The sequence below is a fragment of the Rhizobium sp. BK312 genome, from assembly GCF_014193605.1.
In the GTDB taxonomy this organism is placed as follows: Bacteria; Pseudomonadota; Alphaproteobacteria; order Rhizobiales; family Rhizobiaceae; genus Rhizobium.
In genome coordinates this window covers 20,290-40,030 of sequence record NZ_JACHZP010000008.1, presented here as the reverse complement: position 1 = coordinate 40,030, position 19,741 = coordinate 20,290, and the positions used below count along the sequence as shown (strand labels likewise).

Annotated in this window: 17 protein-coding genes; 8 read left to right on the top strand and 9 right to left on the bottom strand. The window is 60.6% G+C overall.

Translation table 11 applies throughout. The features are described from left to right. Positions 1 to 73 precede the first annotated feature (73 nt). Positions 74 to 988 (top strand): YncE family protein, encoded by a 915-nt coding sequence (locus FHT85_RS21665; RefSeq protein WP_112410136.1) that lies wholly within the window; start codon positions 74 to 76, stop codon positions 986 to 988. Between the two features lie 32 nt (positions 989 to 1,020). Here FHT85_RS21665 and FHT85_RS21660 read toward each other — a convergent pair whose 3' ends face one another. Then, complete coding sequence (locus FHT85_RS21660) at positions 1,021 to 1,476, bottom strand: MarR family winged helix-turn-helix transcriptional regulator (protein WP_112410100.1); 456 nt, start codon at positions 1,474 to 1,476, stop codon at positions 1,021 to 1,023. Between the two features lie 74 nt (positions 1,477 to 1,550). Here FHT85_RS21660 and FHT85_RS21655 point away from each other — a divergent pair, with 74 nt between their 5' ends. Then, positions 1,551 to 2,711 (top strand): FAD-dependent oxidoreductase, encoded by a 1,161-nt coding sequence (locus FHT85_RS21655; protein ID WP_112410101.1) that lies wholly within the window; start codon positions 1,551 to 1,553, stop codon positions 2,709 to 2,711. A 69-nt stretch (positions 2,712 to 2,780) separates the two neighbouring features. Here the strand turns inward: FHT85_RS21655 and FHT85_RS21650 are convergent, their stop codons facing one another. Then, the gene (locus FHT85_RS21650) at positions 2,781 to 4,367 is read right to left on the bottom strand and encodes an aldehyde dehydrogenase (NADP(+)) (protein WP_112410102.1); all 1,587 of its coding nucleotides are present in this window, start codon (positions 4,365 to 4,367) and stop codon (positions 2,781 to 2,783) included. A 225-nt stretch (positions 4,368 to 4,592) separates the two neighbouring features. On the opposite strand from FHT85_RS21650, the gene FHT85_RS21645 reads away from it, so the two are divergent. Continuing rightward, complete coding sequence (locus FHT85_RS21645; RefSeq protein ID WP_112410103.1) at positions 4,593 to 6,107, top strand: mechanosensitive ion channel family protein; 1,515 nt, start codon at positions 4,593 to 4,595, stop codon at positions 6,105 to 6,107. Positions 6,108 to 6,150: 43 nt separating this feature from the next. On the opposite strand, the gene FHT85_RS21640 is transcribed toward FHT85_RS21645, so the two are convergent. Beyond that, a complete protein-coding gene (locus tag FHT85_RS21640; protein WP_112410104.1) occupies positions 6,151 to 7,680 on the bottom strand; it encodes a S10 family peptidase in 1,530 nt (509 codons plus the stop codon). Between FHT85_RS21640 and FHT85_RS21635 the strand changes: the two genes are divergently transcribed. Further along, on the top strand, positions 7,679 to 7,858 hold the full coding sequence (locus FHT85_RS21635; RefSeq protein WP_112410105.1) for a hypothetical protein: 180 nt from the start codon (positions 7,679 to 7,681) through the stop codon (positions 7,856 to 7,858). The two genes, FHT85_RS21640 and FHT85_RS21635, sit on opposite strands and share 2 nt — an antisense overlap. On the opposite strand, the gene FHT85_RS21630 is transcribed toward FHT85_RS21635, so the two are convergent. Both FHT85_RS21630 and FHT85_RS21625 read right to left on the bottom strand, forming a co-directional pair. Then, positions 7,848 to 8,552 (bottom strand): isochorismatase family protein, encoded by a 705-nt coding sequence (locus FHT85_RS21630; protein WP_112410106.1) that lies wholly within the window; start codon positions 8,550 to 8,552, stop codon positions 7,848 to 7,850. The two genes, FHT85_RS21635 and FHT85_RS21630, sit on opposite strands and share 11 nt — an antisense overlap. A 129-nt stretch (positions 8,553 to 8,681) precedes the next feature. Next, a complete protein-coding gene (locus FHT85_RS21625; protein ID WP_112400900.1) occupies positions 8,682 to 9,161 on the bottom strand; it encodes a MarR family winged helix-turn-helix transcriptional regulator in 480 nt (159 codons plus the stop codon). Between the two features lie 76 nt (positions 9,162 to 9,237). Between FHT85_RS21625 and FHT85_RS21620 the strand changes: the two genes are divergently transcribed. From FHT85_RS21620 to FHT85_RS21610, 3 genes are all read left to right on the top strand, one after another. Beyond that, the gene (locus tag FHT85_RS21620; RefSeq protein WP_112410107.1) at positions 9,238 to 10,101 is read left to right on the top strand and encodes a haloalkane dehalogenase; all 864 of its coding nucleotides are present in this window, start codon (positions 9,238 to 9,240) and stop codon (positions 10,099 to 10,101) included. A 146-nt stretch (positions 10,102 to 10,247) separates the two neighbouring features. After that, positions 10,248 to 11,138: an amino acid ABC transporter substrate-binding protein gene (locus FHT85_RS21615; RefSeq protein WP_112335274.1), complete on the top strand. Its 891-nt coding sequence runs from the start codon at positions 10,248 to 10,250 to the stop codon at positions 11,136 to 11,138. A 190-nt stretch (positions 11,139 to 11,328) separates the two neighbouring features. Beyond that, a complete protein-coding gene (locus FHT85_RS21610; protein WP_112410108.1) occupies positions 11,329 to 13,890 on the top strand; it encodes an FAD-dependent oxidoreductase in 2,562 nt (853 codons plus the stop codon). A 65-nt stretch (positions 13,891 to 13,955) separates the two neighbouring features. Here the strand turns inward: FHT85_RS21610 and FHT85_RS21605 are convergent, their stop codons facing one another. Continuing rightward, the gene (locus tag FHT85_RS21605) at positions 13,956 to 14,819 is read right to left on the bottom strand and encodes an alpha/beta fold hydrolase (RefSeq protein WP_112410109.1); all 864 of its coding nucleotides are present in this window, start codon (positions 14,817 to 14,819) and stop codon (positions 13,956 to 13,958) included. Between the two features lie 139 nt (positions 14,820 to 14,958). Between FHT85_RS21605 and FHT85_RS21600 the strand changes: the two genes are divergently transcribed. Beyond that, positions 14,959 to 15,735 (top strand): class I SAM-dependent methyltransferase, encoded by a 777-nt coding sequence (locus FHT85_RS21600; protein ID WP_112410110.1) that lies wholly within the window; start codon positions 14,959 to 14,961, stop codon positions 15,733 to 15,735. A gap of 419 nt (positions 15,736 to 16,154) precedes the next feature. On the opposite strand, the gene FHT85_RS21595 is transcribed toward FHT85_RS21600, so the two are convergent. The 3 genes from FHT85_RS21595 to FHT85_RS21585 all read right to left on the bottom strand — a co-directional run bounded on the left by FHT85_RS21595 (position 16,155) and on the right by FHT85_RS21585 (position 19,729). After that, a complete protein-coding gene (locus FHT85_RS21595) occupies positions 16,155 to 17,297 on the bottom strand; it encodes an alpha-hydroxy-acid oxidizing protein (protein ID WP_112410111.1) in 1,143 nt (380 codons plus the stop codon). Continuing rightward, positions 17,297 to 19,009 (bottom strand): thiamine pyrophosphate-requiring protein, encoded by a 1,713-nt coding sequence (locus FHT85_RS21590; protein ID WP_312861354.1) that lies wholly within the window; start codon positions 19,007 to 19,009, stop codon positions 17,297 to 17,299. The genes FHT85_RS21595 and FHT85_RS21590 overlap by 1 nt, the downstream gene beginning before the upstream one ends. A 231-nt stretch (positions 19,010 to 19,240) precedes the next feature. Further along, positions 19,241 to 19,729 carry a MarR family winged helix-turn-helix transcriptional regulator gene (locus tag FHT85_RS21585; protein ID WP_112410112.1) on the bottom strand — a complete coding sequence of 163 codons (489 nt, stop codon included), beginning with the start codon at positions 19,727 to 19,729 and terminating at the stop codon, positions 19,241 to 19,243. Between the last annotated feature and the right edge of the window lie 12 nt (positions 19,730 to 19,741).

Sequence of the window (19,741 nt, the reverse complement as noted above, 5' to 3'; positions counted from 1 at the left end):
TGATGCTGTCATCAATCGATGCCATGATTGCCGCGCTATGATCCGCAGATCCGCCCCTCGAAAGGATGCTCTCATGTCAGAAGCACGGACGCCTGCCACCACCACCGACAAGACCGAAAGACTGTTTTTCCTCGATATCAACGATGGACGAATCCTCTCCTCCGCCATCGACGGCACCGATCTCAAGCTCATCGTCCAGCGGGCGGGCCGCAGCCCCGACGGCATTCTCGTCGACAGCGAGAACGGCTGGATCTACTGGACCGAGATGGGCAACGACTACAACGCCCATGACGGCTCCATCGAACGCATGGACCTCGACGGCGGCAACCACATCACGCTGATCCCGCCGGGCAGCACGCTCGTCACGCCGAAGCAGATCCAGCTCGACCGCGACAACGCCAAGCTCTATTGGTGCGACCGCGAAGGCATGCGCGTCATGCGCGCCAATATCGATGGTAGCGACATCGAAACTCTGGTGCAGAACGGCGACAGCCCGGAAGACAGCGCCGATATCGCACGCTGGTGCGTCGGCATTGCCCTCGACCTGCCGCTCGGCCAGATCTACTGGACCCAGAAAGGGCCGCCGGATGCTGGCCTCGGCCGCATCTTCCGCGCCGGCATCAACATCCCCGCCGGCGAAACCGCGACGAACCGCAGCGATATCGAAATTCTGCTGGATAAGCTGCCGGAACCGATCGACCTCGAGCTGGATCTTGCCACCCGCACCATCTACTGGACCGACCGCGGCAATCTTCCGCGTGGAAATACCGTCAACCGCGCCCAGATGGATAATCTCGCCGGCACATCTGAAGTCGTTCTCGAAGGCCTCGATGAAGGCATTGGCCTCTCGCTCGATCTACCCAACAACCGCATGTTCTTCACCGACATCGGCGGCAATCTCTATTCCGCCAGCCTCGATGGTTCGGGCGAGCGCGAACTTCTTCATCATGCCGGCTCGTTCACCGGCATCGTCTACGCCGAAATCTGAATGTTGATCATCGTAGGCGCACATCAGCGCGCCTACGACCCATCCTCCTCGGCCACCATCCGATCCAGATTCTGGTTCAGCCGACGCATGAGCTGAAGCAGCGTCTGAACTTCATCAGCGCTGAAGCCAGAAAGAACCTGGTCTCGCCCCTCTTCCAGCGCCTGGCGCGCTGCCGGGAGTTTCGCGACTGCGGCCTCAGTCAATGACACGAGACTACTGCGGCCATCGGCTGGATCGGGCGTGCGCCGGATCAGACCATCCCGCTCCATGCGCGCTAGCATCTGAGCCATCGACGGCTGCTCGATCTTGGCGAATTTCGCCAAATCCTTCTGCGACATCTGCGCGCCATTCCGGAGCAAATACAGCACCGGCAGCTGGCCGATATTGAAGCCCAAAGCCCTCACCCGACGTTCGCCAAGACGTGAAAACGCGCGCGACGCCATGTTGATGAGCGGCGCCGGTGTGTCGAACAAATCCCAATCCATCATGTCTCCGCCACTTGAATAGGTGCCTATGTTAATTTATATAGGTACCTATGTACGAAATTATGAGGACCCTGTCCATGACATCCTATCCCCGTATCGCCATCATCGGCGCAGGCCCCGGCGGTCTGACCCTGGCCCGCATCCTTCATCAGGCGGGTGTGCCGGCCATCGTCTTCGAACGCGAGGAACATGCACTTTCCCGGCCACAAGGTGGCACGCTCGACCTGCATGTGGAATCCGGCCAGCTCGCGCTGCGCCGCGCCGGCCTCTACCGCGAATTCCTGGCGATCGCCCGCTATGAGGATCAAGGAAGCCGGCTCTATGACAAGCATGGCGCGCTGCTCTTTGCCGATGACGACGCTGATGAATCCGATAGGCCCGAGGTCGACCGCACCGCGCTCAGGCAAACGCTGCTCGCCTCTTTGCCATCAGAAGTCATCCGCTGGAACCACGGCCTGCGCGAAGTCCGCCCGCGCGACGATGGCACCTATGATCTGGTCTTCGAAAACGGAACGGTTGGTCCCTTCGACCTCGTCGTCGGCGCCGACGGCAGCTGGTCCAAGGTCAGACCGCTGGTCTCCTCCTACCGCCCGCAATATAGCGGCATCACCTTCATTGAATTCGGCATCGACGACGTCGACGCCAGCCACCCGGATCTCGCAGCCCTTGTCGGCCGCGGCAAGATCGGCGTCGAGGCCGATGGAAAAAGCCTGATCGTCCAGCGCAACGGCAATGCTCATCTCAGAGGCTACGCGATCTTCCGTGTGCCGGCCGACTGGGCAGAGAGGACCTTCGACTTTGCAGCGCCGGCAAAAGCCCGCGCGCGGCTGATGGCCGAGTTCGAAGGCTGGACGCCGGAGATCCTGCGCCTCATCGAAGCCAGCAACGACCATATCGTTTCCCGACCGATCTACGCGTTGCCGGTCGGCCACCACTGGCAGAACCGCATCGGCATCACGCTGCTCGGCGATGCGGCGCATGTGATGTCGCCCTTCGGCGGCGAAGGTGTGAATATGGCGATGCTGGATGCAGCGGAACTCAGCCGCCAGCTTCTTGAGCAGGCGGACTGGAAACATGCCGTCCAAGCCTATGAAGCAGAGATGTTCGAGCGCGTCATCGAGCCGGCAGAACAGGCCGCCGAGGCCGTGGCGACGGAACTTTCCCACCTCGGAGCCGAGCTATCGCTTCAGCACTACAAGGCCCATCTCGAGGCCCGTCAACAAAATGCGGCAGCGTAGCCGCACTCAAAGAAAAGCGGGCCAACCTGACCCGCTCCAAAGAATGTCATCTATCCCGTCCGGGGCGGCTCAGCTGCCCTTGCGCACGCCATCCAGCAGATGCGGCAGCGCCCTGACGCCCTCATTACGCAATTCAGCCGGCAGCAAGCCTTCCGGCAGATCCTGATAGGAGACCGGGCGCAGGAAGCGGCGGATGGCGAGCGTGCCGACCGAGGTCGTACGGCTGTCCGAGGTCGCCGGGAAAGGCCCGCCATGCACCATGGCATGAGAAACTTCAACACCGGTCGGCCAGCCATTGGCGAGAATGCGCCCGGCCTTGCGTTCCAGCACCGGCACCAGCTTGGCGGCCGTGGCATAATCTTCCGCTTCGATCTGCAGGGTCGCGGTCAACTGGCCCTCGAGCTTTTCCGCAACGGCAATCATCTGGTCGACATCCTTGCAGCGTACGAGAAGGCTTGCCGCGCCGAAGACTTCATGGCCCAAACGCTCGTCTGCCAGGAATTCCGCCGCTTCCGTTTCGAAGAAGATGCCCGGGCTCCGGTTGACGCCTTCAGCCGGCGCTCCATGAGCGACGGTCTTCACCGCATCATGCTCCGCCAATGCCGCAACGCCTTTGTCGAAGGCGGCGTGAATGCCGGGCGTCAGCATCGGCGCCGGCGCGCGGCCGGTCAGCGCATCACTGGCAGCCTGTAAGAAGCGGTCGAGATCAGGGCTTTCGATGGCGAAAAGCAGGCCCGGATTGGTGCAGAACTGGCCGGCACCGAGCGTCAGGGAATCGATGAACCCCGTGCCAATCGCCTCAGCGCGTGCTGCGAGAGCGGCCGGGAACAGGAAAACGGGGTTGACGCTGCTCATCTCGGCATAGACCGGGATCGGCTCAGGCCGGGCCGCGGCAATGGCGCCGAGCGCCAGGCCGCCGCCGCGCGAGCCGGTAAAGCCGACGGCCTTGATGCGGGGATCGCGCACCAGCGCGGCACCGGTCTCGTTGGCACCGGTCAGCAGCGAGAATGTGCCCTCCGGTAGGCCGCATTGGGCGACGGCGGCACGGATGGCGCGGCCGACAAGCTCGCCCGTGCCGGGATGGGCAAGGTGGCCCTTGACGACGACCGGGCAGCCGGCGGCAAGTGCCGAAGCCGTATCACCGCCGGCAACCGAGAAGGCGAGCGGGAAATTGCTGGCGCCGAAGACGGCAACCGGGCCGAGCGGGATCTGTCGCAGGCGCAGATCCGGCCGCGGCAGCGGCTTGCGCTCCGGCAGTGCCGGATCGACGCGCAGATCGAGCCACTCGCCGGCGCGGACCACCTGCGCAAAGAGCCGCAGCTGACCAACGGTGCGGGCGCGCTCGCCCTGCAGGCGCGCCACCGGCAGGCCGGTCTCCTCCGTCGCGCGCTCGATCAGGGTATCGCCAATCTCCATGATGTTGTCGGCAATCTTTTCGAGAAATGCTGCGCGCTGCTCGGGGCTGGTCGCACGGTAGACGTCGAACGCCTGAGCGGCCAACTCGCAGGCTTTAGCGACATCGCTCTCGCTGGCGACCGCAAAGGCCGGCTCCAGATTTGCGCCGGTTGCCGGGTTGATGGCACGCACGGTTCTGTTGCCGCCGGTAGAATCTGAGCCGATCAACAGATCGCCGCGAATCTCGAAAGACTGTGTCATGGGTATTCCTTAAGGATGTCGGAGCGCCAGGGCGTTGCGCTGCGAGAGCAGATAGCAGGATGGGATGACAGATATAAGATGATAATCGTCATCTAATTATCAAGGTGCATGTCCTGAGATCAAGGCGGCAACGTCAATTAATCATACTTTTTCTGCATATGGCGCTGCGGCCTCTTTCATGCCAATTTAGCGCCCATCCGAAAGACCGAGTGCGACCGAGTCCCCATGTCCATTGCGCTTCTTGGCGATCCGATCGTCCAGTTCTTCATTCTGGTTGTCGTCGGCACATTCGTCAGCCGCGTCATGCTGCGTCATCAGCGGGCCGGCCGTCTGATCGGTCAGATGGCCTTCTTCGTCTGCCTGACCGCACTTTTATTCTATCACGGCATCGTCCCCTATGAGCCGAGCCCATCGCAGGAATCGGTGACGCTGCGCACCTTCACGGGCTTTGCCAAGATCGTCTGGTGGGTCAACGGCGCCTGGGTGCTGATCGCCTGCGTGCGGCTGTTCCTGATCTTCGAGCGCAAGCCCCGCGAGGGCCGGCTGCTGCAGGATCTGATCGTCGGCGTCATCTATCTCGGCGCCATTCTCTCCATCGTCGGTAATGTCTTCAGCGTCCCGATCGGTACACTGATCGCAACATCGGGCGTCTTCGCCATCATTCTCGGCCTTGCCCTACAGAGCACTTTGAGCGACGTCTTCTCCGGCATCGCTCTCAATCTCGGCCGCCCCTACTCCGTCGGCGACTGGATCGTCCTCGAAAATGACGTCCAGGGCCGCGTCGTCGAAACCAATTGGCGCGCCACGCAATTGCTGAGCGGCACCAACGATCTGATCGTCATTCCGAACAGTATCCTTGCCAAGACGCGGCTGACCAATCTTTCCTCGCCTGACGAAAGCCACGGCGCAACCGTCAACGTACGCATTCAGCCCACCGCCCTGCCACGCATCATCGCGGATGTGATGCAAAACGTCTTGATCAGCTGCAACTCGATCCAGAAGAACCCGGAACCCAGTGTCGCCATCACTTCCATCGATGGGCAGGCGATCGAACTGCAGCTGTCCTTTCGAGTACGCGATATGTCGCTGACACAAGCCGCAAAGAACGAGATCTATGATCTGCTAGTTCGTCACACCAAGGCGGCAGGCTTGAAACTCGCCGATCCGCCCGGCACGATCATGCTTCCGATGCAGCAAAAGCCTGAGACGACCGACGAGAAGCAACATGCGCCCGGAACGCCCTGGCGGCTTGTCAGCAATATCCCTCTGTTCTCTTCGCTGACCGAGGATGAAAAGGAGCATCTGGCATCGCATATGCAGCGGCGGACCTATCGCAAGGATGCTGTCATCGCCGAACAGGATGCCCGCATGCGGGCACTCACGATCGTCCGCTCGGGCGTCGTCAGCATCACCCGCCGCGAAGGGCATCGCCAGATCGAGCTGACGCGCCTTGCGCCAGGCGATTATTTCGGCGAGAACGGGCTGCTGATGGGATCGGGCGAAGTTGGCACGGTTCGTGCCCTCACCTTCGTCGTCACCTATGAGATCGGCGAGGAATGCCTGGCACCGCTACTGCACGACCGGCCGACCCTTGCCGAAGAACTCGGTGCCATGCTGGCAAAACGCATTGAGGCGGAGCAGCATCTCTTCGCCAATGCCGATATGCTCGGTCATGGCGCTCACGTGACCTCGCTAAGCTCGCGCATCAAGCATCTCTTTCAACTGCAACAGCACGATTAGGCCGTATCCGCTTTCTCGGGATGCCTTGCGCGAGGCCAGCCGGTCAGTTCGATTGCGCGGCCGGCGCTGCCTTGATCTGCCCGGCATAAAACGCCTTAGCATCACCCGTGAACTGCTCGCGCGACATCGGCCGCGTGTAGAACATATGGCCGCCGCGATAGAGCTTCAGCGCCACGCGATCGGCAAGGGCCTGCGGCAGGTGGTCGAGCACATATTTGTTCACGCCGAAGGGGATGACGAGATCGCTGTAACCCTGCCCGATCATCACGCGAAAGGATGGCGAGAGCGATAACAGCTCCTTGAGATCGTCGCCAACACCGGCGGTCCCGCGCGAGCCGCCATTGTGCCCGCCCCATTTCCATTCCCGGTTCACGGACGACGACAGCAGCGTGTAGGTCATGTCGGTATGAAAGCCCAGCTCGTCACGGGCATAGCCTGAAAAGGCACCGCCATAGGCGCGAACAAAGCCATCCAGAATCGGGTCGCCGCCATGCTCGGCCTCCGACTGCGGATAGGGGTCCGGCGCGAGGAACGAGGCGTCATAAGCACTCGCCACGTCCGCGCCATCGCCATCGGAATGTTTGCGGTAGACCCCGCCGAGAAAACCTTGGTTCTTGGCAACGACATCCTGCGGTATGCCGGTCAGCTTCGCGACGCGCCCATAGAAGGCCTGGCCGGAATCTCCCGACGGCGGCCGCCTGGCAAGAGTTGGCAGATATTCGTTGAAGGCGAAGGCTTCGGCATCCTGCACCGCTTTTTCGCTGAAGGCGTTTTGACGCTCCAGTTCGGCCGCTGCCAGCGACGGCAGTTGTAGGGCTGCGCCAAGCGCATCCTCACCGCCCCCGAAGACGAACCGACCCTCCAGCAGCGGCGACAGCATGACGATGCCGGAAATCAGAATGCCCTGATCCTCGCGCAGGTCGTTGGCAATCCTGACCGAACGAAACCCGCCATAGCTTTCTCCAAGAATGTACTTCGGTGACGACGCCCGGCTGTTATGGGCGATGTAGAGGGCGATCGCCTTGGCGAGGCTTTCGGCATCGCTGTCGACACTATAGAAATCATTCTGGTCATCAGGCTTGGCAGTGCGGCTCCAGCCGGTGCCGATCGGATCGATCAGTACGAGATCGGTGAATTCGAGCCAGCTTTGCGGATTGTCGACCAACTTGGCATTGGCGCCGTCACGGCCGTCTGCGCCGAAATCGACGATGCGCGGACCGACAAGCCCGAGATTGAGGAAGGCGGAGGCAGCACCCGGCCCGCCATTGAACACGAAGGTCACGGGGCGGTTCGCATCGCGGTTCTTCGCGACATAGGCGGTGTAGAAGATCGCGGCGCTTCGCTGGCCATCCTGGCCGAAAAGATCGAGCGTACCCGCCGTCGCCGTATAGGGAATGGTCTTGCCATCCGTAGTCAGCCCATGGTCGCTCACGGCATCGGGCGGCAGGAGCGAGAGCACGCCGCTCGCACCGGCAGGTGCGCCATGGCCTTGCTCGGGCGGAGCGGCGGATGCCGTTGCCGATATCAACGAAAGGGCCAGGGCCAGGCCAGGAACCATCTGGCGAAAAGACATGAAACGCATCCTCCAAAGGGATCATCGCATAGCTGTCGTTGCCGGCGATACTATGTCACAGACGATAAGCGCCGAAACTCAAGAGATGTTGATCGACGGATTATCGGTCATGGCACTTCTGGAGAATGGCGCGCTTGAGGGCGTGCTGGCCGGCGGGCTGCAGCAAATCAAAACTTGATCCTGTCGATGCTGGTCAGTGTCGTCTTCTGCGAAACGCCGGGCGCATTGACCATGTGCCAGGCCACATATTGCTCACCGTAAAGCTCTGTCGATGACATGCCGTCGACGGGCAGGACAATGTTCATGCCGTTGAGCGCCGCGTCCGTCGCCGTATCGAGCACCGCCCCCTCCGAGGCCGTGCCTGTCACGATGATGGTCTTGATGCCCTTGTCCGAGAGAATACTGCGCAGATTGGTGCCGATGAATTTGTCCGGCCCGGATTTGACGATCGGCTCGCTCGCCAGGGGCGCCAGCGCCGTTGCGATATCCTGCGGCTCGCCAACACCGGCCAGGCTGAAGACGACGAGCATCTCCTTGGCGCGCGCCTGATCGAGCAGAGTTTTCACCTTGGGGACGGACGCCAGGCAACGGGGCTTGGTCTTCACGTTGCACGGTCCCTTGGTCGGGTCCTGCGCGCCGTTAAAATCGAGGACCAGCAGTGCCGTCGTCTTCGGATCGACGGTAACGGTCTTCAGCTCCGGCGCCGCCGGCGGCTTCACTTTCTGCCAATCATCGATGATCGTCTGCGCTGCTGCCGGCGAAGGCAGCGCGAGGCCAAAGGTCCCACAAAGAACCGAAAAGCCGAAGCCGAAAGCGAGGCCCGATTTCCGCCTCGCTCCATTTGTCTTCCTGATCAGGCTCCTCTCCCGCATCGGCACATCCCCTTCGCTTGACGGTCGTGGAGGAGAGATAGGCCATAAACCAGAACGGAGTAACGAAACTCTTCGTGATAGCGCTCCAAAGTGTGCGGCCCGCATATCTCAGGCAGATCACCCGAACTCCTATGTCGCCGCCTCGTCCATCGGCTCTGCGGAATCCCGGTCGCCGCGGAGCTTGCCGAGCACCTCCTGCAAAGCCTGCTTCAACGCATTAATCTCCTCAGAACCGGCGATATCGGACCAGCGCTGATCCACAAGGCGACCCGTTGCCGCTGCTATTGGCCGCACGCCTCTGCCACGCTCGGTCAGAAACACAAGTCTTGCACGTCGATCGTCAGGGTCCGGTCGGCGCTCGACATAACCCAGGCGCTCCAACTCCTCCACCGCCTGCGTCATCGTCTGCTTGCGGACATGGGCAAGCCTAGTGAGCTCACTCACCTGAACTCCTTCCGGACGCATGAAGGTAAACACATTGGCGTGCGGTGGTCGGATATCGCCATAACCGGCCTCTTCCAGCGCGGCTTCGACATCCTGTGTCCAATGTTGATGCACGAGCCGCAGCAGCAGGCCCAGGGACGGGCGAGTGGGAACACAATCTTTCATGATATAGACAGGTGCCTGACTATTATGTTAAATAGACAGGTACCTTACCATTTTATTTCACGAGAGGATACCCTACATGCCCTCCCTCAATGTGCTGGACTCGACGATCTTCTACGAGGATGCCGGAACGGGAACACCCTTCGTCTTCCTGCATGGCAATCCGACCTCATCCTACCTGTGGAGGCATATCAGCCCGGCCCTTGCCGTGCGTGCCCGCTGCCTGGCTCCTGACCTCATTGGCATGGGCCAGTCCGGCAAACCTGATATAGCCTATTCATTTGACGACCATGCACGCTATCTTGAAGCTTGGTTCGACAAACTCGCGCTCAATGATGTCGTATTGATCGGCCATGATTGGGGCGGCGCACTCGCCTTCGACTGGGCCGCCCGCCATCCGGAACGCGTGCGCGGCATCGCCTTCATGGAAACGATCATCAGGCCTTTAACCTGGAACGACCTGCCGAATGCACGGGCTCGCTATGAACTGCTGCGCTCACCGGGCACGGGCGAAGCGAAGGTTCTCGACGAGAATTTCTTCATCGAACAGGCTTTGAAAGCCACGGTGCTAAATGGATTGAGCGCCGAGGATCATGCCGTCTATCGCGCGCCCTACCCGACGCGCGAAAGCCGCCGTCCGCTGCTTGCCTGGCCGCGCGCGATGCCGATCGAAGGCGAACCCGCCGATGTCGTCGCGCGCATCGAAGCCTATGATGCCTGGCTTGCCCGCAGCGAAGATATCCCGAAACTGCTGCTGACTTTCGATGGTCCGGCGGAGACGCTGCTGGTCGGCGAAAGGATGATAGACTGGTGCCGCGAGAATATTGCCGGATTGGAGATCGAAAATTGCGGACCGGCAAGGCATATCGCGCCGGAAGATCAGCCCCAAGCGATTGCGGCCGCCATCTCCAACTGGGCCGCTAGTCATAGTCTGTCTCGCTGAAAAGCCGATCTTCGCGACAGGAAAGGCCGCCACCTCTGCTCGACGGCAGGCGATCAAGGACAATCCATCGTTGACAAAAAACCGTCAGGCCATAATCTGCGCCTAAGCCTTTGCGATTGCCCAATTTTCTTTTGGAGATCAGGATCATGCCGGCACATTGCATGAGACGACTGGTTCTGGCAGGCATTATCCTCGGCATATCCGCCTACACGGCTACGGCCGCGCAAACGCTGGATCTCATCGCCCAAAAGGGCACGATCCGGATCGGCTATATCAGCGACGAAGCACCCTTCTCCTTCAAGAAGAAGGATGGCAACCCGGCGGGATATGCTATCGATCTCTGCGGCAAGATTGCCGATGCCGTGGGGCGCAAGGTCACCGATCTCAAGCGCGACTATGTCGAAACCACGCTTGCCGATGGCTTCGATGCGGTGAAGAGCGGCCACGTCGATCTTCTCTGCGGCGCCATCACCATCAATCTCGGACGGCGTCAGAGCGTCGACTTCTCGCAGCCGATCTTCATCACCGGTGCCAGCGCCCTGCTGCGCAAGGATTCGCCCGATTATCTAATGGCTTTGTTCCTCGACAAGCGGCTGGCGCAGGTTTCGGCCAAGCCGGCCCCCGCGACGAGCACGATCGGCGTTCGCGCCGACACGACGACGGGCGCGACGCTGCGCGAGGCGCTAGGTTCCGACGTGCCGAAGACGCGGATCGCCGATTTCGCCACGCATCAGGACGGCTTGGCCGCGCTCGAAAACCATAAGATCGATGCCTATTTCGCCGATCGCGCCCTGCTCTTCGATCTCGCTTCCCATGCCCATAGTCCGTCCACGCTCGCGATCGGCAACCGCCTCTTCACGCACGAGCCCTATGGCATAGCCCTCCGGCAGGATGACTCCGCCTTCCGCCTGCTCGTCGATCAGACGCTGACCGAGACCTACCAGTCGGACGATTTCGCGAAGTTGCTGACGACCTATTTCGGCCAGGAAGGCCCGATCCTGCGACGCGAGATCATGATGCAGTCGATCCCGCAATAAGCGCATTCAGGAGATGCCGTCGCCTTTGCGACATCTCCGATCAGCATATGTCGCCGACAAACCCAGCCATTTCCTGATAGGACAGCATGATGGTCGTCGTGCAAGCATCTTGAATATGTCGTAGACAGGCTCTGGTCGCCGCCGCACACATCATAAAATCCGTTTTCAGTATCAATCAGGGTCGCACGCAATGGCAGTATTTCCTCAAAAGGCGAAGGTCGTCATCATCGGGCTTGGCGGTATCGTCGGCGCATCGATCGCTCATCATCTGATCGAGCGCGGCTGGGACGATATTGTCGGCATCGACAAATCAGGCATCCCGACGGATATCGGCTCGACGGCGCATGCCTCCGACTTCTGCTACACGACCAGCCACGATTTCCTGTCCTGCTGGACGACCCTCTACTCCATCGATTTCTACGATAAGCTCGGTCACTATGCCCGCGTCGGCGGCCTCGAAGTCGCCCGCGTCGGCGATGACGACCGCATGGCCGAAATCAAGCGCAAGGTGACCTCGGGCAAAGCCTTTGGCACGCGCGTGAGCTTGATCGACCCCGCCGAGATCAAGGAAAAATTCCCGCTGATCGAGGAAAGCATGGTTCAGGGCGGGATGTGGGACCCGGATGCCGGCCTCGTCATTCCCCGCTCTCAGACCGTTGCCGGCAAGCTGATCGACCAGGGTGAAAAGAGCGGCAAGCTGCAGTCCTTCGCCAATACGCCGGCCCAGTCTCTGATCGTGAAAGACGGCCGCATCTCTGGCGTCGTCACCCATCGCGGCACGATCGAAGCCGAATATGTCATCGTCTGCGCCGGCCTCTGGGGCCGCCTGATCGCCGAAATGGTCGGCGAGGACCTGCCGGTCATGCCGGTGGACCACCCGCTGACCTTCTTCGGCCCCTATAATGAGTTTGCCAACACCGGCAAGGAAATCGGCTTCCCGCTGATGCGCGACCAGGGCAATTCCGCCTATATGCGCGACACCGGCGACCCGAAGACCGCCGAAGGCGGCCAGATCGAATGGGGTTACTACGAAGAGAAGAACCCGCGCCTCTGCCATCCCCGCGATCTCCTCGAGAAGCATGAGGCCCGCCTTTCGCCTTCACAGCGCGATCTCGACATGGAACAGATCATCGAGCCGCTCGAACGCGCCATGGAACTGACGCCGATCCTCGGCGAACTCGGCTACAATGAAGGCCATTCCTTCAACGGTCTGTTGCAGGTCACCACCGATGGCGGCCCGTCCGTCGGTGAAAGCCAGAAGGTCCGCGGGCTCTGGTATTGCGTCGCGATCTGGGTGAAGGACGGCCCCGGCTTCGGCAAGCTCGTTGCCGACTGGATGACCGACGGCCGCACGCCGATCGACCACAACAGGATCGATTATTCCCGCTTCTACCCGCATATGCTGGAAGAAAAATTCATCGAAGGCCGCTGCACCGAGGCTGCGCAGAAGATCTACAATCCCGCTGTCCACCCGCGCGAACCCTATGCGACCGGCCGCAATGTCCGTCGCTCGCCCTTCTATGAACGAGAAAAAGAGCTCGGTGGCTACTTCATGGAACTTGGCGGCTGGGAGCGCGCGCATGGCTACGCCGCCAATGAGCACCTGCTCGAGAAATATGGCGATCGCATTCCCGTACGCCCAAACGAGTGGGACAACCGCCATTTCTGGCGCGTCTCCAATGCCGAGCATCTCGCGCTGAGCGAAGATTGCGGCATCATCAACCTCTCGCACTTCGCCATGTATGACATCGAAGGCCCCGATCATGTCGAGCTGCTGGAATGGCTTTGCGCGGCAAAAATCGGCGGCGATGCCAATATCGGCAAGGGCATCTACACCCACTTCCTCGATGACGAGGGCATGGTACGGGCCGACTTTACCGTGATCCGCATGGCCGATCGCTGCCGCCTCATCGACGGCGCCGATGCCGGCCCGCGCGACTTCCACTACATGCGCCGCGTTGCCGAGGACAAAGGTTTTGACGTCACGATCACCGATGTCACCGAACGCTATGTCACGATCGGCATCTGGGGACCGAATGCCCGCACCAACCTGCAGAAGGTCGTCGAGAACCCGGAAATCCTGTCGCAGGAAAATTTCCCGTTCGCCGCGATCAAGCAGATCCGCATCGCCGGTAAGAACGTTACGGCCTTCCGCATTTCCTACGTCGGCGAACAGGGCTGGGAATTGCACATGGCCTATGGCGACGCATTACCGGTATGGGACGCACTGCGCTCGACGGGCGCCATCGCCGTCGGTGTCGAAACCTATGCCAACAGCCGCCGCATGGAAAAGAGCCTGCGCCTGCAGAATGCCGACCTGTTGACGGAATATAATCTTCTCGAAGCCGATCTCGCCCGCCCGAAAGTCAAGGAAGCGGATTTCCGCGGCAAGGCCAAGCATCTCGAATACCGCGCCCGCGAACACCAGCCGGCCATGCTCTGCACGCTTGTCGTGACGGACAATGTCGACTCCAACGGTGTTGCACGCTACCCGGTCGGCATCCTGCCGGTCATGGATCCCGAAACTGGCGAAACGCTCGTCGACGAACTCGGCCGCCGTTCCTTCACAACCTCGATCGCCTATGGCCCGACCATCGGCAAGAATATCGCGCTCGCCTACCTCCCCTGGTCCTATGCCCAGGAAGGCCGCAAACTGAAGGTCGAATATTTCGGCGAAACCTATCCGGTCGAAGTTGCCGGCGTCGGCTACAAGCCGCTCTATGACGCAGAGAACCTGAAGCCGAGAAGCTGATCTCTAACGAACCGGAAAGCGAGGTCATGCCTGGCTTTCCGGTTGTCTCTCGGGCCGGTCGTCTGTCAGGCTGTATGATCGATGATGGCCTGCACGATCTCGCCAATGTCGCGCTCGTGGATTTCGTGCCCTCCACCTTCGACCCGGTGCAACCGCGCGTCTCGGACGACCTTTGTGAAGGCCTCCCCGTGCTCTATGGGAAACAGCGGATCGGCTGTGCCGTGGATCGCAAGGACCGGCAGCTTGATATCGGAGGCTTGAAGCCTTGCAGGCCTTTCCTCGCTCATGAGCGTGAAATGGTTCGTAGCACTGGCAAATGACGGCGCCCGTGCCATGTCGCGGGCGATCAAGGTACTTGCAGCGTCAGGATCGTGGGGATGCCTGGTGCCGGCAAGCATGGCCGTCTCGCGACGCAGGAAATCGGCAATAGCTTCGAGGTTCGACCAATCGATTGCTTCGGCCGACCTGGAATACTCCTGATAGGCCTCTGTCGAAGAAGGCAAGCCCTCGACGCCGAGCGGTGATGTGCTGATCAACGTAAGCGTCCGCACGCGCCGGGGATGACGCAACGCGACTTCTTGCGCAACGGCGCCGCCCATCGACATGCCCGCCACATGCGCCGTTTCCAATCCGTAGCCATCGAGAATGGCGATGGCATCGTCGGCAAGATCGGTGAACGAATAACGGGGTTCGCCTTGCGGATAATGTGTCGAGAGGCCGGTGTCGCGCTGGTCGTACCGGATCACATAGCGCTGGCGGGCAGCAAGTGCCTCGCAGAACCTGTCCGGCCACCACAGCATCGAAGCCATCATTCCCATGATCAATATGATGGGCGGGCTGGAGGGATCACCGAAAGCCTGGGTCTGCAACTTCGCTCCCTTGACCTCGATTGACGTCTCGGTGGCGGCGAATGATCTCGTTCGTTCCATGACAAACTCCATCCGATTGCAACTTGCAACTGGAATCCATATTGCATGACTGATCTTATTATGCAATCAGTTTATGAGGGAGCTGCAACACCGGGTATCGACTTCCGTCAAAGAAATTCCGAGATGAGGGAGGCTTGTAGTGCTGCAATGTGCTGACTTTTACGACGCCGAACTATCACGGCATAACCGGCATTTGCGAGCCGCAGCCAGCGTCCGGACGCATGACCGGGTACTCGATATCGGCTGCGGCGCCGGGCAAACCACCCGGCAAGCAGCTCTTGCCGCAGCACAAGGCAGCGCGGTCGGCGTGGACACTTCCGCCGAGATGCTTGAGATTGCGCGCCAGCGTAGCGCTGAAGCAGGACTACGCAACGTCAGCTTCGAGCTGGACGACGCGCAAACCTACGCCTTTCCAGCTGCCGCCTTTGATCTATGCATCAGCCGTTTTGGCGTCATGTTCTTCGCCGATCCGCCGGTAGCATTTGTCAATATCGCCCATGCAATCCGCCCGGCTGGACGCATCGCCTGGATGGTATGGCAAAGCCAGGAGCGCAACGAATGGTCTGGCGCAATCCGGGATGCGCTGGCTCCGGGAAGCGCAATTCCAGGAAATGCCGGCAAGGCGTTTTCACTCGGCGATCCCGCCATTGCCACGAAGCTATTGAGCACCGCCGGCTTCACCTCGATCGACTTTATCGAAGTGGAAGAACCGGTATTTTATGGAGCCAATGTCGATGCCGCCCTTGATGCCCTTGCCGGCCTCTATATGGTCAAGGACGCGCTCATGCACACCGATGAGGCGCCCGACCAGCCACTTCTGCGGCTGCGTGATTTACTGGAAGCGCATATGACCTCCGAAGGTGTGCTCTTCGACTCCCGCGCATGGATCATCACCGCCGATCGAGCCGGCGGCTAAGTAGCTCCCCCTCTCCGCGAATGCGCTACGGCGCAGATCTACGAACGCTCGCTTTTAGGTTTGCACCCGAGATTTTGACATGAGTTTTGTATCGCTCGGTAGGAAAGTTTTGGAAAGACTTGGTTTTGTGGGCGGGCTTTGAGCCGTTCGCGTTGCTCACCCTTGCGGTTATGGTCCTGAGGCACGGGGAGCTACCGATTGCCATTGAAGATGAAGTCTTCGCGCCTGCGACAAGGCTGTTTTAGGTGTAAATTTTGGTTGCGGGGGCCTGAACCCTCAGAGACTTGTAGATTTCAAGCCAAAACGTGAAAGAAGGATAGCTCCGTTCTTCCAACTCGCACATCTCTTATGCTTTCGGCGGTCTTTCCTCCAGGACGAGCTTACCTCAAGCTATGACACATCATTAGCCAATTCAAAAACTAGTCGGCCCCGAGCGCCCCTCTGGCATCAGGCAAGAATGCGCCCGAAGTTGGTCGCACAAGCTCCCTCGTCCCTAACAGCGCTTGTGTTCTGTCAATCTCGCGTCTCAGAAACTCAATCACCTCGACTACCCCCTGCTCACCGCCGACAGCAAGGCCGAACAGGGCAGCGCGGCCGATCATCACCGCGCTCGCACCCAACGAAATCGCCTTGACGATATCGCTGCCACGCCGGATGCCGCTATCGACGATGATCGGGGCGTTGACGATGGAAAAGCGAGGCAGAGCGTCGATAGGTGCGGGAGCTATGTCGAGTTGGCGGCCGCCATGGTTGGAGACAACGACGGCATCAACGCCGAGAGCGATAGCGCGCTTAGCGTCGTCTGGGTGTAAAAGCCCCTTCACCAGCAGACGACGGGGCCAGCGGTCACGCAGACGTTTCAAGTCGTCCCAATCGAAACTCGCATCCATCTTGCGGGAAAGAAGTGCTGCCTGCGTATTGGGATCTGTGACCATGTCCGTGGCGAGATTAGCCATTGATGGCGCGCCATGCCGGCCAACGTCCCACAGCCAACGCGGATGACACAGGATATCGGCGATTGTCCTGGGGCGGAAGCGGAACGGCATCACGAAGTTGTTTCGTTCGTCGCGCTCCCGCTTACCGCCCATCGCAACATCCACCGTCAAAACCAGATGACTGAAGTCGGCCGCAAGCGCCCGATCCACCAACTGATCGGCGAAATCGCGGTTCATGACATAAAGCTGAAACCACAGATCGCCATTCGAAGCCTTGGCGACGTCTTCGATGGAATTATTCGAGGCCGTCGACAAGGTGAAGGGGATACCCAGCCTGGAAGCAGCCCTGGCGAGCAAAATATCTCCGTCGCGCCGGTAAAGGCCGTTAAGCCCGGTCGGCGCGATGACGATCGGCATCGGCAGACGTTGCCCGAACCATTCGACGCTCTGGTCGCGGACGGAGACATTGTTGAGCAGTCGTGGCGTCATTTTGATCGCCTCGAAAGCCCTGCGGTTTTCCTTGAGCGCGACCTCGTCTTCTGAGCCGCCGTCCAGATAATCAAAGACAAAGCGTGGTAACAGGCGCCGTGCCTTCCGCCTGTATTCCTCGACGTTGAGAAAGGTCATCAGGGCGCGATCCGGATTTCGACGAGGGCTTGGGTCTTGTGCATCGTCACCTGTTCGATCGCGGCTGCCAGAGCCCCGGCTAGGTCCTCCGCGCGATCCACCCGCGCAGTCCAGGCGCGGCTCGCCGCCGCCACCTTGGTGAAGTCCGGCGTCGGCGCAAGCGAAACCAGCGGCATGGTGTTTGCCTTCGCCGCATATCCATCCGGATAGACGCCGAGCACCGACTGGCGCACCGCACCCCATTCGGAATTGTTGAGAACTAGTATGAGAAGCGGAATGTCGGCTGCTTCAGCAATCTGGTGGCAGGCAACTGGGTTGGAGAACATGTAGGAGCCATCACCCATGGTGGCGACGATCAGCCTGTCCGGCCGGGCGAGCTTCATGCCAAGCGCTGCCGGAAAGCACCAGCCAAGACCGCCGGAATGCGGTTCCTGATACCAGGTGTCCGGCGCTTGCAGGGTCAATTCTTCGAGCGGCACACCGAGTTCGGACAGGATGGCGGCGTCCCTGCCCTCGATGGCCTTGGAAAGGCAGGTACTGACAAAAGCCTTGGACATGACCGGACCACGGCCCGCTGCGGCGCGTTCGAGAATGGTGGAGCGGCGCTTAGCGGCGGCAGTTGCGACCTCGGCGCGGCGGGCATTACGTGCCGTTTCCGTCCTCGGCAGGAAGCTTGAAGCTGCATCGGCGAGCTCTATGATGACATCGGCGGTATCGCCGACAAGCGCAAGATCGCAAGGGAAGTTGCGGATGGGGAAGCGCGCATAGAGCGGATCTTCGCCGATATGCACAACCTTGCAGCCAGGCTTTAGCGCGTGAATATCGGGCGACCAAGGTGCAAGGCTGTCGATCACCAGTACGAGATCGGCTTTGGCAAGCCATTCGGCTGGGTCGCCGCCCACCGCCATAGGATGGTCGGTTGGCGCGGCTAGTTGGATGGCCCAATATTGACAAATAGCAATGCCCCAGTCGTCGGCAAGGCGCGACAGGGTCTCGAAACCTTCCGCCGAGCCTGCGCCACGCTGCGCGATGATCAGCGGGTTCTTGGCTTCGCTCAGCAGTTTCGCGGCAGCCTCGATATCGGCGCGGCGCGGCGCGGCGCTCGCGGCAGCAATCGTTGCCGGCGCCTCCAGTTCGTCCGATGGGCACGGCTCGCAGAGAACTTCGCGCGGCAAGCTTAGGTAGACCGGCCCGCGTGGGGTGGAATTGGCGATAGCGAAGGCCCGGTCGACGATGTCGACCGCCTGTTCAGGAAATTTCAGCTCGTAGTCCCACTTGACCGATTCGCGGATCATGGCGGCCTGGTCACGCATCTCCTGACCCCAGCCGATCGGCACCGTGCGGGCGCCGAGCCGGCCCTTTTCGACGACGGGCGTGCGACCGGAAAAGACGAGCATGGGAACATGCTCGGTCGCCGCGTTGATCGCACCAATAACGCAATTGGCGAGGCCGACATTGGTATGCGCCATGACGGCCTGTGCGCGTCCCGTTGCCAGATAGTAACCATGCGCCATGCCCATGGCGGCGTTTTCATGCGGGATGACGATGGCCTTCGGCAGCGGGATCTGTTTGGCCGAAGCTTCTGCCAGACCCTCGATGATCGGCGGGAAATCGGTCCCGGAATTGGCGAAGATATAATCGACGCCCACGGCCTTCAGGCGCGCGAGAAGAGCGCCGCCGGCGGTAATGGTTGGAGCCTTGGTGTCCATCATGAATGTGACTCGCTTTCATTCTGCTCAGAGGTGGCTGAGAACGCAGATTAGTGGGATGGGACGTACTTTTTGACTGAACGCCCTTTTCCGTCCTTGAAGTTCACGGGCACACCACAACCGTTTCTGGCTCTCCTCCAAGCCGAACTGCGCGGGAAATCCCGGGGGTTCGAATGTCTTCTAATCGCCAGCGAAGCGGTGCCTGAAGGGCGGTCAGCGACGCTGTGAGCGACCTCAGCCTTTGCCGAGCGCCTCGACAATTCTCGCCAAAATCGCGATCAAGGCTTCCTTGTCCTTTCCGACGATGGCATCGAGACGGCGGTCATGCTCGCGTGCAACGGCATGCAGCCGCTTATGCATTTTGCGACCCTCGTCTGTGAGGCTGACGCTGTAGCTGCGCTGATCGTTAGGATTTTGTCGCCGTTCGATCAGGCCGCGAATGGCAAGCCCCTTCAGCGTCGAAGTCAGGGTCGAGCGGTCGCGACCGCAGACCCTGCTCAATTCCGAAGGGGTCAGCTCGTCATATTCGGAAAGGATCGTCAGGATCGAATACCAGCCAGGCTTCAGGTCGCTCTTTTCAAGCATCGCGCTGAATGTCTGGAAAGAAACCTCCTGGGCCACGCGAAGGTGATAACCGACGACGTCCCTGAATACCGTCGGTATGAGATCGTCACTTTCGTTCTTACTCGGCGAATCTTCGGCGGGCTTGGGTGATACTGTCACGATCGCTCTCCG